The sequence below is a fragment of the Yoonia maricola genome (assembly GCF_002797915.1).
GTDB lineage: Bacteria > Pseudomonadota > Alphaproteobacteria > Rhodobacterales > Rhodobacteraceae > Yoonia > Yoonia maricola.
In genome coordinates this window covers 465,001-480,490 of sequence record NZ_PGTY01000002.1, presented here as the reverse complement: position 1 = coordinate 480,490, position 15,490 = coordinate 465,001, and the positions used below count along the sequence as shown (strand labels likewise).

11 protein-coding genes, 1 tRNA gene and 2 rRNA genes (1 of these 14 cut by a window edge) are annotated in these 15,490 nt (G+C 55.3%); 8 read left to right on the top strand and 6 right to left on the bottom strand.

Annotated features, from left to right (window positions below):
• The first annotated feature begins 255 nt into the window (after positions 1 to 255).
• Both BC777_RS12595 and BC777_RS12590 read left to right on the top strand, forming a co-directional pair.
• A complete protein-coding gene (locus BC777_RS12595; RefSeq protein WP_211095375.1) occupies positions 256 to 1,119 on the top strand; it encodes a hypothetical protein in 864 nt (287 codons plus the stop codon).
• Complete coding sequence (locus BC777_RS12590; protein WP_100368515.1) at positions 1,119 to 4,742, top strand: DEAD/DEAH box helicase; 3,624 nt, start codon at positions 1,119 to 1,121, stop codon at positions 4,740 to 4,742. Before BC777_RS12595 ends, BC777_RS12590 begins: the two co-directional genes overlap by 1 nt.
• A 240-nt stretch (positions 4,743 to 4,982) precedes the next feature.
• On the opposite strand, the gene BC777_RS19465 is transcribed toward BC777_RS12590, so the two are convergent.
• Entirely contained in the window at positions 4,983 to 5,153 is a 171-nt protein-coding gene (locus tag BC777_RS19465; protein ID WP_245834343.1) for a ribbon-helix-helix protein, CopG family, read from the bottom strand.
• 106 nt (positions 5,154 to 5,259) lie between these two features.
• Here BC777_RS19465 and BC777_RS12585 point away from each other — a divergent pair, with 106 nt between their 5' ends.
• The 6 genes from BC777_RS12585 (at position 5,260) to BC777_RS12565 (ending at position 11,636) form a co-directional block, all read left to right on the top strand.
• Positions 5,260 to 5,748: a hypothetical protein gene (locus tag BC777_RS12585; RefSeq protein WP_100368514.1), complete on the top strand. Its 489-nt coding sequence runs from the start codon at positions 5,260 to 5,262 to the stop codon at positions 5,746 to 5,748.
• Positions 5,749 to 5,856: 108 nt separating this feature from the next.
• Positions 5,857 to 6,843: a hypothetical protein gene (locus BC777_RS12580; RefSeq protein WP_100368513.1), complete on the top strand. Its 987-nt coding sequence runs from the start codon at positions 5,857 to 5,859 to the stop codon at positions 6,841 to 6,843.
• 167 nt (positions 6,844 to 7,010) lie between these two features.
• Positions 7,011 to 9,179, top strand: coding sequence for an AAA family ATPase (locus BC777_RS12575; protein WP_168769157.1), 2,169 nt, complete (start codon positions 7,011 to 7,013; stop codon positions 9,177 to 9,179).
• On the top strand, positions 9,172 to 9,576 hold the full coding sequence (locus BC777_RS12570; protein WP_100368511.1) for a DEAD/DEAH box helicase family protein: 405 nt from the start codon (positions 9,172 to 9,174) through the stop codon (positions 9,574 to 9,576). Before BC777_RS12575 ends, BC777_RS12570 begins: the two co-directional genes overlap by 8 nt.
• A gap of 3 nt (positions 9,577 to 9,579) precedes the next feature.
• Positions 9,580 to 9,960, top strand: coding sequence for a hypothetical protein (locus tag BC777_RS19235; protein WP_168769156.1), 381 nt, complete (start codon positions 9,580 to 9,582; stop codon positions 9,958 to 9,960).
• Positions 9,960 to 11,636: a recombinase family protein gene (locus BC777_RS12565; RefSeq protein ID WP_100368848.1), complete on the top strand. Its 1,677-nt coding sequence runs from the start codon at positions 9,960 to 9,962 to the stop codon at positions 11,634 to 11,636. Before BC777_RS19235 ends, BC777_RS12565 begins: the two co-directional genes overlap by 1 nt.
• On the opposite strand, the gene BC777_RS12560 is transcribed toward BC777_RS12565, so the two are convergent.
• The 5 genes from BC777_RS12560 to BC777_RS12540 all read right to left on the bottom strand — a co-directional run.
• Positions 11,593 to 11,669 (bottom strand) — tRNA-Met (locus tag BC777_RS12560). The genes BC777_RS12565 and BC777_RS12560 overlap by 44 nt on opposite strands.
• A 102-nt stretch (positions 11,670 to 11,771) precedes the next feature.
• The gene (locus BC777_RS12555) at positions 11,772 to 12,293 is read right to left on the bottom strand and encodes a hypothetical protein (protein ID WP_100368510.1); all 522 of its coding nucleotides are present in this window, start codon (positions 12,291 to 12,293) and stop codon (positions 11,772 to 11,774) included.
• A 5-nt stretch (positions 12,294 to 12,298) separates the two neighbouring features.
• Positions 12,299 to 12,811 carry a hypothetical protein gene (locus BC777_RS12550; protein WP_133122554.1) on the bottom strand — a complete coding sequence of 171 codons (513 nt, stop codon included), beginning with the start codon at positions 12,809 to 12,811 and terminating at the stop codon, positions 12,299 to 12,301.
• A gap of 138 nt (positions 12,812 to 12,949) precedes the next feature.
• Positions 12,950 to 13,064, bottom strand: a 5S ribosomal RNA gene (rrf, locus tag BC777_RS12545).
• Between the two features lie 123 nt (positions 13,065 to 13,187).
• Positions 13,188 to 15,490: ribosomal RNA gene (locus tag BC777_RS12540) — 23S ribosomal RNA — on the bottom strand (it continues 528 nt past the right edge of the window).

Sequence of the window (15,490 nt, the reverse complement as noted above, 5' to 3'; positions counted from 1 at the left end):
AGCGTTCTTAGGAAAGGATACCAACCGGCCCGGAGCTTCCTTTCGGCTATTTCCAATCAAATGTCGGCTTCACGGTCAAATATTGGTAGCTTCGATGAATATTTACAGCCTTAAGGATTAAACAAGCCTCACTACTTGCGTATTAGGTGTTTTGGAGGTTCCATTTTGACCCTACACGATTGCCCACCACCAAAAGCCGCGCTGACACGATGGCTTACGGCGTATCCAAGCGAAGACGGTAACTACGGGCACTTGTTGCTCGAGCAACATTGCGACTGCGACGATGATCTGGTCTCTGATTTTGTCGCCTATTTCGAATCCGCTCATGCTGACGCCCGCGCCTTTTTCCATGAACAGATTGGTATCGAGCTTCACCCCGATGCAGGCGCACCCGGGCCGCATGTCACTTATCCGACCTGCTTGCCGTCGATCACCCGACGTGGACTGTTTGGAGAAGTGATGGCTGGTATGCTTACCGAAGGCTACGAATATATCGGCGAGCATGAGTGGGCGATCCCTGTCTTCCTTTTCCGTTATCACGAGGACGCAGAGGCCTACCTGTTCGCGCTTGCCCGGGATGAGGAGCGGAAGCGAGAGGTGTATGGAAGGCGTGGTTCTGATTTCATTGCCCTCGCACTCGATCAAGATGGTGACATAGAGCGCTTCATTGCTGGTGAGGCAAAATGGAGGAAGAAGCTTCAACCGGCGGTCGTTGCCGAGCTTATGTACGGCAAGAAGAATAGAAACCCTGATACAGGGGAACTCGAACATGACGGAAAGGGTATCTGGTTCCAGATCAATCGCGACATTCCAGCCCCACACGGGCTTCGACAGTTGCAGCGCCTATTGCGGGAAATCGATCCCGACGGCTATTCCGCCGCAATTGCGAGACTCGATCGTGTGTTGGTGGTAAGGAATGCCGAGCCGTTACCGCGGACCGACCTTATCATGATTTCAGGTGGTGATGTGCCGAGTCGGAAGTCCAAGCATTCACTCATTCCTTGGAAGGTGGTGCCCGAAGAATATACTGCGCCTCACGATCTTCAGGTGGTCGAACTCATTCTGAATGACGGTGAAATGCTGATCGATAGCGTCTATGACGCACTCTGGGCCACCTGATGCCGGAAAATGATCCGAAGAGACTAGAGATCGCCAATGGTGCCCGCACCAGGCTCGCGCTGGAGAACGAAATAACAGCTAATCAAGCGCGATCTTATGTCCGTTGTCTACAAATCGGTTGGCAGGTCGACACGATCCGTTGGAACCGAAGCGATTCTGAGGGTCAACTGGCGGATGCGCGCAGCCTGTTGCAGGCAGCCGAGATATTTGCGGAGATCGAAGGTCATCAATCACCTCGCGCCATTGAATGCTTCCGGCGAGCTGGTGAGCTCCTCGAATGGCTAGCACGCTCGGCAGACGATGTTCGAACGATCGCACCGGTCGAACTACTAGCCGGCGCCGCGTTCCAGCTAGGAGGTTTGCCCGCGATGGCATCTGGCCTTCTCGGCCAGTTGGACCTGGAGGAAGACGGCCCGAAGCTATTCGCCGCATTTTTCCAAGCCGATTTCGATGGAGTGCTCATCCATGCAATGGCCTTCTGGCAGCAAAATGGCGACCTGCGGGACACTGGCTCTTCCCACCGGATCCTCGAGGAGGACAGGGATGACCGGATTAGTTGGTATTTCACTGTCGAACTCGTCCGAGCCCTCGGCTTATTCGCAGATTCGATTCGACGCGGTGCCAATGATCGTCTCGCCAAGGCCGCTGCGAAGCTCAAGGCCCTCGACTCCATGGCCGTGCGCACTTTCAGCGACGATGTTTCGCTGCTCATCAGCCTATTGCGACAAGTCGCCGAACGGTTTTCCGACGCCAGTATCTATCGGTCGGTCCGTACCCTTGGCGAACTCAACTCCGAGCGCACGCCTCGCCTGCTGGCCTTCGCGCGTGATCAGTTCTCGCGCGGCCGCGGTATCTTGTGGTCATCGCAGCGCGCTGGTCTCACCCGCCTTGTCGAAAACTCCTCCTTTGCGCTCTGCACACCGACAGGTTCGGGCAAAACGCTCGTCGCCAATCTCGGCCTCGTGAAGGAACTACTGCTGCGCGATCATGGTGGGGTCGTGCCACTGGCTCTGTATCTCGTGCCTTCCCGTGCGCTCGCCGGTGAGGTCGAGGCTAAACTAACTTCCGAGCTCGGCCACGACCTCATCATCACCGGCCTTTATGGCGGCGCCGACTGGGGCATCACCGATTATTGGCTGAATGCCGACCGCCCGACCGTGCTGATCGCCACAGTTGAAAAGGCCGATGCGCTCATGCGCTATCTCGCTCCACTGCTTCTCAGCCGCCTCAAGCTTCTAATCGTCGACGAGGCTCATCAGGTTTTGCCAGAGGATACAGAAAGCGGCCGTAGTGACTTCGCCGATCATAGCAGTCGCTCGCTTAGGCTTGAAAGCTTCGTCGCTCGCGTGCTTACCCAGGCGCCCGATATCGTTCGTATCGCGCTGACTGCGGTCGCCGGCGGGGCCGCCGGACCTGTAGCGCGCTGGATGGAGGGTACCGCCGACGCAATAGCGATCGGTACGCGCTATCGCAGTACCCGGCAAGTGATCGGTGTGCTCGAGACCGCGTCTGAGCGGCGCAGTACGATGCTGCTCGAGCTTATGAATGGGCGGCCGCTCTACGTGCAGGGCCGTGATGATCCGGTCTACCTCAACCTCAACATCCCGCCGATGGCGCAGCTGCCCCCGCAGATGCGGTCCAGTCTCTATCGCTTCAACCAGGTGACCGTGCTGTGGACGGCGCTGCACCTTGCAGCAACTGATCGCCGGATCCTGATTTCACTGGCCCAGCAGCCTGAACAGACAATGGGGTGGTATGCGGAATCCTTCGATCTGCCAGCTTGGCAGGAGCTGCCGGCTTTCGTGCCACCCGAGGGAAGGAATGGTGAGTTGTTCGCCGAAGCCCGGGCGGCCTGCGTTGACTATTGCGGGTCAGATTCCTATGAAGTGAGGCTGCTTGATCGCGGTATAGCAACCAGTCATGGCCAGATGCCGCAGCGGCTACGACGGCTAATGGTGGCACTCATTGACGGAAAGATCTGTCCAATCACCGTTGCGACTGCGACGCTCACCGAAGGAGTAAACCTACCGTTCGATATCATCTTTGTAACCTCGCTCAAGCGCAGCGCCTACGACAACGCGAAGCAGCAACCGGTTATCACGCCTTATACCCCGGCCGAATTCCGCAATCTTTCCGGTCGTGCTGGCAGGCCCGGCTCGACGCGTGGAATGGAAGGCCTAACGTTAATCGCCTTACCAACCACAATTGCCACCACCGCTCCAGGGCAAATGCAAGCCCAGCGCAACCAAATAGATGTACTACGCGCTGACTATAACAACTTGGTTGAGAAGCTCCGGGACGATGAGATGGCGGACGACGCGACACTCAGTCCGCTTGGGATGCTGCTAAGCGAAATACGCGAAAAAGCGCGGCTCTATTTCGGGCATGTAACCGATGATGCTTTTCTAACTTGGCTTGAACAGATCAGACCCGAAGAGCTCAGCGATGATGCGGGCACCGGCATCACCGACGATTACGCCCGGCTAGCGGACACGGTTGATGAGCTGGATGCCTTCGCCATGACCGCGATTGAAGAACTCAGCCTGTTTGATGCCGAACTTGATGGGCCGCAGGCCGAAGCAAAGCTTGCCGCTCTTTGGCAGAAAACATTCACGGTGGCCGCAGCCGCGCAAGAAGCGTGGCTCGAGGACGCGATTGTGCGCCGCGGGCGGGCGATCGTCGAAGAGATCTACCCTGACGCCGACGAACGGCGGCGGCTCTACCAGTATGGCTTCTCGCCCTACGTCGGAAGGCGGTTCGAAGAAATCGCGCCAACAATCGCCGACCTACTGGCGGCTGCCGTTGATTATGGCATTGAAACCCCGGCGCAGCGTTCAGCAAGGTTCGAGGCCCTTGGCGAACTCTTGAAAGGGGATCGCGGGTTTGGCTTCCGCGTCCGAGATACGGTCGGCGACCGAGAGATCCTCAATGCCTGGACCGACGTGCTGAAATGGTGGATGCGTGCGCCGGGCGGCGAGGTACCCGAGGCCGGAAGTCTTCGCGCCCGCCAGCGTTTTGTCGCCGACAATCTGGAGTTTCGCTTGGGGGTCGCGATCGGCGCGGTCGTGGCGCAGAAATGGACTGCTGGTGCTGGTGATCCGCTCGCCGTGCCCTCACTTGCAGAATGGAAAGCCACCACGGGGCTCCCTTGGTTCGGCTTTTGGGCACGCGAGCTGCTGCGCTGGGGAACGCTCGATCCCTTTGTTGCCTTCGCGTTGGCGCAGGGACGTGCGAAAACACGCGAGGAAGCGGAAGCACTCAGGCCTGCATTCGAGGAATGGCTCGACGAGCAGATTGACATGCCGACCTCCGAAGACTTGATCGACCCCCAGCAATTTCTGGACTGGGAACGGAGCCTGCCTGCTCGTGAACGGGAACCCGCCGAGGTTGCGCCGGAGGAAGCTGAGCTGACCGGGGCTACCGGAGCTATGAACCACTACAACGTCCTGCCGATGGCGATTGCAGACGAAGTTATCTGGCTCGACGCATCTGGTTACGAGCTTGCGCGGTCGCCGGACGAGTTTGGACTTTACACCCAGTCCGGCCTGGCAAATGATTATGTACTCAATGTCGGGGGGCAGGCTACTGTTCACCGCGCATTCTCACGCTCCTGGCCTCAGTGATATCTCTGAAGCCACTTCGGAAAGGTGAACTTGGTTTGTAACGGCTACGTATAGGAGGCTTTTCGTACGTCTGCTTAGCTGAGCCCAAGGTGAATCAAAACTAAAAGGGGTCCTCGGGCGGTACCTCAGCGGAAGTCTGATTTCTGCCAGTCGTTAACACCACAACGTATTTGAGCTAAATTAGTCCATAGCGAGCCAGGTTGCCTCCAACGCAGAATCCTAAGCACCGTCACCCCTTATTCAAGATGATCTTTGTGCCATCCATTCTTCGACAATCCTGCGTATCAATTCGGGCCTGCTGGGTAAATCAGGCTCCTCACGACGCACCTGATCAAGCTGCTCCACCAGCTCGGTTGGCATGCGTACCATCACTGGCTGGGTATCTACTTTAGGTCTTCCACGAGATTTCATGATATCATCTATTGACGTTTGATTTCTTGATATTATATAAAGCACGTAAGCAACAGAGGTGCAACTCTGTCGCCTACGCTGACCATACCAACCCAAGGAGATCGATATGGCTGACACTACCCCTACCACGCCGCCGCACACGGCTGCATCACTGAACTCTATTCTGGCGGACGACAAACTTGCTTTCCGCAAAGCGCTAGACTTGTATTTCGATGCTCAACGCGCCGATTGGCTTGTTTTTGAAAAGCGTCATAACTTGGAAACGCCTGAAGGCCGCGCCAGAAAGAAAAATGCACGGCTAGCCTGGTCGCTTTGCATTGAAGCATTGCGCATGGTGCGAGACACCGAGACCGCTCATTTTGCTCTTCGTGAGGCTGCACTTGAGCTTTTCGAGACGAACCCCGCGTTTGATCCCGACGTCTCATCATTGACGACGAGTGGCCTCGCAATTCGCGCCATCAAAACGGGCCACAAAGATCTGCCCACTGATATTCGTGAAATGCTGAGGGAGGCCGAGGCACTTACGGGCGCATTCGCTGGAAACACTGCTCTCATGTCATTCCGCGCAATCCTGCAGCACCCCTCAGCTATCTAGGGTTTTCGTTTGCCCTGTGAATAGGACGAGCGACCCACCTCCCCAATCTTTCTCATTTTGATCACCTCTGCAGAGCCGCAGTGGCTGATACAGCTATGGAGTACATCTATGCCTTTAACCGACACATTTTATGCATTTCCTATTGATCATGAATTTCTTCCAGTCTTCGCCGGCGATAAGCCAAAGCACTGGCGCAACGCGGCCAAAAATAAGGGGTTTGACCTTATTGGCCGCACCCTTGATCGCCTTCATGTTGTGCTCGAATGCAATCACTGCGGCAACGCGACACGCAAACGCATTAGCGTCGTTCTCGGACATAACCCTGAGTGCGGTCACTGCATTGAGCAACGTCGTAAAGCTGCGGCAGAAAGTGTTGGCGCAGTCCTTCTCGGGCCCGACCCTGAGAAAGACCGGCACTATGGTGAGTACCAATTCGAGTGTGGCCACATTGATCGGCGTCAACACCTGCGCGTTGAAGCCGCTGCAGCTGGCGGTTTTAAACTGAGCTGCCGGGACTGTACGTATGCCCTTCACGAAGCGGAAGCGAAATTTGCGGGCTGGCAACTTGTGGGCCCGGCACTCCGGAATAATCCAAGTTATCGGCACTATCGACATGAGTGCGGACATCACCAAGATGTAGGCGTCGCAAATATGCGCAACCTTGATGTCAACTGCGCTGGATGTGAAGAAAGTTGGGCCTCAAAACCGAGCAAAATCTATCTGCTCAGCTTCATGTTACCTACCATTCCTGTGATCAAACTGGGCTTTAGCAACAACCCTATTTATCGCGTGAAACAAGTGCAATTTGATCCAGCGGAGACGCGCGGAACACTGGACCGTGAGATCGAATTGGAAACCGGACACGCTGCGATTTGTGTGGAGAAAGCCCTGCATTCTCATATCGAATCTGAGCGCCCCGAACTGATCGTTTCTCGAGATCATTTCAGCGCTCATCTCCGGACAACCAGCGAAATCTATCATGAGCGTGGGCGGGGCCATATTTCGTCACTGTTGGACGCAGTCGAGGCTGGCTGGGACCCGAACCTTTCAACCGATTGGAAGTCGTTTACGACCCATCCTGATAGAGCCGCCTAAGCCTTAGCCAGAGGGCCACGCGCATGTGGCCCTCCCACCCACTCCCTTTGCTTTGGATATGTTCAATGCTCAATTCATCAATGAACCCGCGCGTAAGCGCGCCCCTTAACCATGCGCCATCAGCGCATTCGCTCGCTATCATGCGCCCGCTTTTGCGCGCTATTGCTGTGTGGCACCGCGAACGAACCCGTCTTGTCCCGATCGATCCGGACATCGAGTTCGATGACATCAACGTCGAAGACGCCTCAGAGCCTAAGCCGCCAACACGCGATGACCTCGACCATGCCCTCAACGGGCCATATGCAGCAGAGCCGGCTGCCTCAGCCATGACGCGAAACGAGATCGCGGGTGCTATCAAAGCGGGCATCGATCCCTGGGCCGCAGCCATCAACGGCAGTCCTTTTCTTCATCAACCGCCGGCAGCAATGCTGATCGTCGCAGCTCGTTTCGCCGTAGCCCTTTCGGATGCAGAAATTGTATCACAGATTACTGCGCCACGCGCTGTCAGCCTGCTCGCAATTCCAGACAGAACGGAGCGCAAAGCAGCGTGGAAGAACATTGATCATGTGTTGCAACGCCTTGCCGATCTCTCCGACCTCGACGACGACACTTGGCGTGGCTTCAAAACACCTGTTTCCACAAAGGACTCTCACGCTAGCGCAAGCCGAAATTTTGCTCCGAAAGATGACTACGAGACATCTATCACTGAGGCCATCTCAAGCGGTTACAAGATCCTAGCCTTGCCATCGGATGCAAAATCCATGTCGCCCACGCTTCGCGCTGTGTGTTCCTCCGTGCTGGACTGGCCTCCACTGTCCGCAGAAATGATCGTTGAGATTCTGCGCGCGACACATACGGCCACGGGCGCTTTGTCCGAAAATGCGCTCAGGGACATTCTACCGTCTGACAATGACATCGCATCGCTTCCGCTGTCTGTCATCGAAGGCGCATTTCTTGAGGCTACAACGATCAAGGTCGCTAAAGCCATTGCCACAGCCTCGGCACGTTCCCGGACTTTGCCACCCGCAGAAACGACCCTGGACGATATCGTTTTGTGTGAAGATGTACGCGCATCTGTGAGCCGACTGGTCGCTGATATTGAGAGTTGGAAAACCGGACAACTAGACTGGCGCGAGGTCTCGTCGTCAGTCCTCTTTTATGGCCCGCCTGGGAATGGTAAAACGCTGCTTGCGTCGGCACTCGCCGGATCTTTGAACATTCCACTCATCGCCACTAGCTATGCCGACTGTCAGAAGCACGGACATCAAGGCGACATGCTCAATGCTTTGTCCGGGAAAGTCGGCGAAGCTGTCCGCGCAGCCCCCAGCGTATTTTTCCTTGATGAGTTAGACTCATTCACACACCGCAACCGGCCAAACCGCCGTTCTGACTATATCGTCGGTGTCGTGAACGGGCTGTTGGAACACCTGTCTCATCTAAACGATACCCCCGGTGTTATTTTGCTGGGCGCGACAAATTTTCCGGACATGATTGATCCAGCGGTCGCGCGCCCTGGCAGGTTTGACCTCAAAATCGAACTTTCAAACCCGGACAGAACTGCCGTCCTACGCATTCTCAAACGCGCTCTTGGCGAGGATGCCGAGACCCTGACGCTGCACCCGATCACAGGCCAATTACTCGGCGCATCTGGCGCGCAAGTGACTGCCTTTGTCCGGGAAGCGCGAGGTCTGGCACGTGCCGCGCGCATTCCACTACAACAGAGTCATCTCGCGGCCGCTGCAGCGCGCATTTGTCCGGCTCTGGAGACCGATCTGCTCTGGCGCGTCGCAGTGCATGAAGCAGGGCATATTGTTGTCGGTCATCGTCTTGGCATTCCTGCGCCACGCAAGGCCGCGATCACCGGCTTCGGCGGGTTCGTCAGCGCCCATGACGTTCCGCTGCACACTCTCGACACCGCTCTCGATCAAATTGCAGTCCTGCTAGCAGGCCATGCCGCAGAACGCACATTTCTCGATGGCCCATCCAATGGGGCGGGACTGGGTATGAACTCTGACTTGTCCCGCGCCACTGAACTAGCAGCAAATTTAGCCTTCGAATGGGGCCTCGGCGACAGGCTCAGCCACATCCAATGTGGCACCGGTATGCAGTACAGGCCAGGTGACCATTACGATACTCACATCGAAGCCGTCCTAAAGAAGCAGCACGATCGCGTGGCTCAGATCATTGAGAACAGCCGCGTCGCGTTAGAGCGGGTGGCAAAAGCCCTCATCACGCACCGCGAACTCGGACAGAACGACATCACAGCGCTCCTGGGTCCGGCTGATGATGGCCCGACAGCGCTCTCCGCTACGACGTTGGGCAACGACGATGCTTGATCCAAAATTCTTCACTGATCCCGATGATATGCGCCGCTTACACATCTTGATGATCGAACCGAGTCCGGCCCGGACACCCGCCGCTTCAATCAGACACTGGGGCATCGTTACCCACGATGATGGCACACTGCGGATGCAAGGTGTTGTGTCCGGATACCCCAAGCGCAAACGCGACACGATCGTCACGGGTCCGATGTGGCAACTCAATATGCCAAAGCGGCTGATGCGCACGACCAAGAGGTGGATCAAACTTGAACGCGGTTATCATGAAGACGTGCCGGCGGACATCGAGATTGAAGCAATCGGCCCCGAGGGACACTACATCGCGCCATGCGTCGCAAATCGATATCTCGAACTGGTTTTGGGGGCGCTGAGCTCCGAGCTCGACATAAGTTGATGCATGCTTGTGAATGATATCGCACTAGACCCAGCATTTCTGATTACAGGTGAGTTTATCCACATAAACCTATTCACTTCAGCTGCCCGCCCTGCAGAATTGCATAAATATTACTCCTACGTCGTCTGTGAACGCGGTCGCTTTGATCGCATCCACACCAGTAGGAGAAATCTTTTGAGAACGACCACCCACCCGCACAGCCTCGATACAAATGACAAACCATCATTGGCCCCGGCCATGCGTCTGATTGTCGGCCACAACGGCATTACACTGGCTAAACGCCCGTCAGAGTCAGCCAACTTTCATGGCCTGCGGAATGCCATCAAAGCTCTGGCCCGCGAGGCTGCACGTATCGATCACAGCACACAGAAGGATCATAAGTAGTGAATAAACCACTTCGCGCCGCCCTCTACGCCCGCTTCTCAACCGATCTGCAACGTGATGCCTCAATTGAAGATCAGCTGCGCTCATGTCGCGCCTTCGCCGCGAAGCAGGGCATCGAAGTGGTAGAAGAATATTCTGACCGTGCGATCTCGGGCGTCAGTCTGATGCGGAGCGGCATTCAAAAGATGTTGCGAGACTCGCAGGCAGGGCACTTTGATATGGTCATTTCGGAAGCCATGGATCGATTGTCACGCAGCCAAGCTGATATTGCGTCAATCTATGAGCGGTGCCAGTTTCAACGAGTGACAATTGAAACGTTGTCTGAGGGTTTGTTGACCGAACTTCAGATTGGGATGAAGGGTACGATGAATGCCACCTTCATCAAAGACCTTGGCCATAAGACCCGCCGCGGTCTGATGGGTCGTGCCCTAGCTGGCAAATGCGCAGGCGGCAAAGCCTATGGGTATAAAAACCTCGTAAGGTTCACCGAAGCAGGTGACCCAATCAAAGGAGATCGTGTTATCATTCCAACCGAAGCAGCCACGATCAAGCGCATCTTTACCGAATACTCGAATGGGATGTCGCCGAAGAAGATCGCGGAGACGTTGAATGATGAGGGTATCCCTGGCCCTTCCGGCAGAGGCTGGGGAGCATCTACTTTGCATGGGAATCGAGAGCGCGGAACTGGCATCCTTAACAATGAACTCTATATCGCGCGCCAAATCTGGAACCGATTGAACTATGCGAAGGATCCTGACACGGGCAGACGTGTGTCGCGCCTCAATCCGCAAGAGGAATGGGTGATCACAGACGTGCCAGAGCTGCGCATTATTGATCAGGCCCTCTGGGATGCTGCGAAAGCGCGACAGGGCGCTCTAAAAGTCAAGGGGACCGGTGCAAATGTATGGGACAGACGGCGTCCGCGAACTTTGTTTTCTGGTCTTTTGAAGTGCGGCTGCTGTGGCGGTGGGTTTTCAAAGGTGTCACAGACGCAGTTTGGCTGTTCCACCGCCCGTAACAAGGGGAAGGCGCTGTGCAGCAACATGCGCACGATTTCTCAAGCATATCTTGAAGAGCTGGTGCTTGGCGCGCTGCAGAACAACCTTATGGATCAGGACCTGCTGGAGGATTTTTGTAAAGAATATACAAATGAGCGTAATCGTTTGGCGGCCGAGGCAGATCAAGGTCGGGAGAGCCTTGAGAAAGAGCTTACAACCGTGACTCGTGATCACGCCAAGCTGGTGGATGCCATCGTTGCCGGCATTCCTGTCGATCAGGTTAAGGACAAAATGCAACAGCTTTCGGATCGGCGCAAAGCGCTTGAGGCTGACCTGTCGCGCGCAGCTGACGTTGACCCGCTTCGATTTCATCCACGGATGGCGGATACATATCGGGAACGGGTGCAGGCTTTGATTACAGGCTTGGGGAAGTCGCACGAACTTCAGACGGCGCAGGAGGCCCTCCGCGGCCTTGTAGAGCGGATTGTACTTCATCCCTCAACTGAGTCGGGCAACTTGGATATCATGTTGGAGGGTGCGCTCTCAGGACTTCTGACGCTTGCGGTGGGGTCTAAGAACGCCAAAGGCCTGACCGGTGAGGGTCAGGCCTTTGATAACATTGGCGAATTAGTGTTGGTTGCGGGAGTAGGATTTGAACCTACGACCTTCAGGTTATGAGCCTGACGAGCTACCGGGCTGCTCCATCCCGCGCCAAATTTGCAAGGTATTTACCTTGTGTTTGCTGGTACTACTGCACTGATATATGAAGCACAAGAGGTCTTCGGCCAAATTGCGACAGAATTTTCTGAACCTCTATTCGATCTCTACATCCAGCCGCGCCGGGAACGTCCATGGGTAACTTGATGAAATATTCCCCGTCAACGGTACCAAAGACGTCGATACTGTGGTGCTCCCCGAAGTCGTTGTCGTTGTCCCGGGTTGCGGGCGCGCGCTGCCTTGCGTGACGGGGGGCATAACTTGCGTGCCGCTCCGATCTCCGTTGGAGCAGGTCACAACCAGAGCATCGGGTAGACCACGCTTTTCGAACCGCGCCGCTTGCAGGAACGTGGGGTAGGCTACGTTCTGCGGTGTGATGACCTGCGCGGATAGCTGGTCCGACCGTAATCGACAGGTCACGCCGGATATCTCTGTTCGGTTACCCTCCGCGTCTTTTATAAACGTACGGACCAGCGTCGTTGAAGTGCCAATGGTCTGGTCAGCGTTGATCGCGCGTGATTGAGTCATGGCCACCGTCGGACCAGAAACAGGAAGTGATGTGTCAGCACAGGCCGCAAAAGCGACCAGTGCCAACCCGCAGAAAGACGTGCGCTTCATGACGATCAGTTCGCCAAGGCGACATTGGCCACAGGTCCATAGCTCCAGGGTGTTGTATTCGCGGCAACGCCAGACACGGCCAAGCCGATCAACAGCCCCCCGACACCAGCACCAGAGACAACAGCGAGGTCTTTTTCTTGGGCCGTCAACAGGACGCGACCGGCCTGACCCTGATATTCACAATCAACGAGGATCGCGCCAGGAACTCCTCTGTTTTCAAGAGCGCCGCGTTGTTTGAATGATGGGAGAATGACGGCTTGCGGCGTTGTGACGTTGGCGGTCAGTTCATCTGATGTAAGGCTACATTCAGCGCCTGCAACTTCGGCCCCAAGGCCGGTCTCGCCAGTATCGGCGGGCAGGTAGGCGCGCACCATGGTTTCATTGCGGCCATTTGCAAGCCGTTCTGAAACGGCCGCACTCGTCACAGAAGCCGAAACCGGACCTTCTGTCGGTGTCAGGTTCGTGGCGCAACCAGCAGTCAACAACGCTGCTGCAAATACGAAGGTAAGTTTGGTCATTTTTGGTTCCATGTCAGCTACTTAAAGTTGTAGCCTATAGAACTCACGAACTTGTTACTGGCAAGTGCCAGATGTGCAATCAATTAAGGTGATTTTATGTTTGTCATCGATAGAGAGATAACTTGTACTTCTTATTAGGTTTGGCAATGACTTACTCTCCCACGCCTTAAGACGCAGTACCATCAGCGCTGCGGCACTTAACTGCCGAGTTCGGGATGGGATCGGGTGTTTTGCTCGCGCTATGATCACCAAACCAAAAAAGAAGTACAAAACATCAGCTTGCCATGTATGCACATGACGCGTTGTTCCTTGATCATCGTATACTGATGATTGTGTGTGTATGAACTTTGATTTGCCAGTCTTACTATTACTGGATCAAATCAAGCCTATCGAGCAATTAGTACCAGTCAACTGAACGCCTTACAGCGCTTACATCTCTGGCCTATCGACGAGGTGGTCTACCTCGGCTCTCAGGGATATCTTGTTTTGAAGGGGGCTTCCCGCTTAGATGCCTTCAGCGGTTATCCTGTCCGATCATAGCTACTCTGCACTGCCGTTGGCACGACAACAGATCCACCAGTGGATCGTTCACCCCGGTCCTCTCGTACTAGGGGCAACTCTTCTCAAATATCCTACACCCACGGAAGATAGGGACCGAACTGTCTCACGACGTTCTAAACCCAGCTCACGTACCTCTTTAAACGGCGAACAGCCGTACCCTTGGGACCTGCTCCAGCCCCAGGATGAGATGAGCCGACATCGAGGTGCCAAACGGTGCCGTCGATATGGACTCTTGGGCACCATCAGCCTGTTATCCCCAGCGTACCTTTTATCCGTTGAGCGATGGCCCTTCCACTCGGGACCACCGGATCACTATGGCCGTCTTTCGACTCTGCTCGACTTGTCAGTCTCGCAGTCAGGCTGGCTTCTGCCATTGCACTCAACGAGCGATTTCCGACCGCTCTGAGCCAACCTTCGCGCGCCTCCGTTACAATTTGGGAGGCGACCGCCCCAGTCAAACTACCCACCACGCAGGGTCCCGGACCCGGATAACGGGCCGCGGTTAGACATCAAGCAGAATAAGGGTGGTATCTCAAGGGAGGCTCCACCGAGACTAGCGTCCCGGCTTCAAAGCCCACCACCTATCCTGCACATACTGTGCCTGATGCCAATGCGAAGCTATAGTAAAGGTGCATGGGGTCTTTCCGTCTAACCGCGGGTATCCTGCATCTTGACAGGAAATTCAATTTCGCTGAGTCCACATTTGAGACAGCGGGGAAGTCGTTACGCCATTCGTGCAGGTCGGAACTTACCCGACAAGGAATTTCGCTACCTTAGGACCGTTATAGTTACGGCCGCCGTTTACCTGGGCTTCAATTCGGAGCTTGCACTCCTCCTTTTAACCTTCAGGCACCGGGCAGGCGTCAGACCCTATACGTCGTCTTGCGACTTCGCAGAGCCCTGTGTTTTTAGTAAACAGTCGCCACCCCCTGGTTTGTGCCCCCGGCCTCTACTTGCGTAAAAACCGGGCCTCCTTCTCGCGAACTTACGGAGGTATTTTGCCGAGTTCCTTAAATGTGGTTCTCTCAAGCGCCTTGGTATTCTCTACCAGTCCACCTGTGTCGGTTTAGGGTACGATCTAGCGGAGGGCTATTTCCAGGAACCTCTAAGCGGCCTTCCCAATCCGATAAGGGAAAACAACCTTCGAGATCCGTCACATCCTCCTGGCCCAGGAATATTAACCTGGTTCCCATCGACTACGCCTTTCGGCCTCGCCTTAGGGGTCGGCTTACCCTGCTCAGATTAGCTTTAAGCAGGAACCCTTGGACTTTCGGCGAGGGAGTCTCTCACTCCCTTTGTCGCTACTCATGTCATCATTCTCACTAGTGATCTCTCCACCGGATCCCTCACAGGCCGGCTTCACAGAAAATTCCTTGCGTCCAATACTCCCGAAGGAGTTAAGGACGCATGGAATTATGTCACACTACGCTCTGCTACCATGCACTATGTGCATCCTAGACTTCGGCTCATGGCTTGAGCCCCGTTACATCTTCGCCGCAGGACAACTTATTTAGACCAGTGAGCTGTTACGCTATCTTTAAAGGATGGCTGCTTCTAAGCCAACCTCCTGGTTGTTTTGGTCGTCCCACCTGCTTTCCCACTTAGCCATGAATTAGGGGCCTTAGTCGTAGGTCAGGGTTGTTTCCCTCTCCACAACGGACGTTAGCACCCGCTGTGTGTCTGCCGGATATTACTCCTCGGTATTCGGAGTTTGATTAGGATCAGTAAGGCTGTGGGCCCCCATTACCCATTCAGTGCTCTACCCCCGAGGGTATTCGTCCGACGCTCTACCTAAATAGATTTCGCAGAGAACCAGCTATCTCCGAGTTTGATTGGCCTTTCACCCCTAGGCACACCTCATCCCGACCTTTTTCAACAGGTGTGGGTTCGGACCTCCAGTAAGTGTTACCTTACCTTCATCCTGGACATGCCTAGATCACTCGGTTTCGGGTCTAATGCATCTAACTCAGTCGCCCTATTAAGACTCGCTTTCGCTGCGCCTACACCTAACGGCTTAAGCTTGCTAGATACACTAAGTCGATGACCCATTATACAAAAGGTACGCTGTCAGGCCTCAAGGGCCCTCCAACTGATTGTAGGCGTTCGGTTTCAGGTACT

Coding starts and splice junctions, on each gene's coding strand:
- BC777_RS19235 (WP_168769156.1), top strand. CDS start 9,580: ATGCTTGTGAATGATATCGCACTAGACCCAGCATTTCTGATTACAGGT.
- BC777_RS19465 (WP_245834343.1), bottom strand. CDS start 5,153: ATGAAATCTCGTGGAAGACCTAAAGTAGATACCCAGCCAGTGATGGTA.
- BC777_RS12585 (WP_100368514.1), top strand. CDS start 5,260: ATGGCTGACACTACCCCTACCACGCCGCCGCACACGGCTGCATCACTG.
- BC777_RS12550 (WP_133122554.1), bottom strand. CDS start 12,811: ATGACCAAACTTACCTTCGTATTTGCAGCAGCGTTGTTGACTGCTGGT.
- BC777_RS12580 (WP_100368513.1), top strand. CDS start 5,857: ATGCCTTTAACCGACACATTTTATGCATTTCCTATTGATCATGAATTT.
- BC777_RS12590 (WP_100368515.1), top strand. CDS start 1,119: ATGCCGGAAAATGATCCGAAGAGACTAGAGATCGCCAATGGTGCCCGC.
- BC777_RS12570 (WP_100368511.1), top strand. CDS start 9,172: ATGCTTGATCCAAAATTCTTCACTGATCCCGATGATATGCGCCGCTTA.
- BC777_RS12555 (WP_100368510.1), bottom strand. CDS start 12,293: ATGAAGCGCACGTCTTTCTGCGGGTTGGCACTGGTCGCTTTTGCGGCC.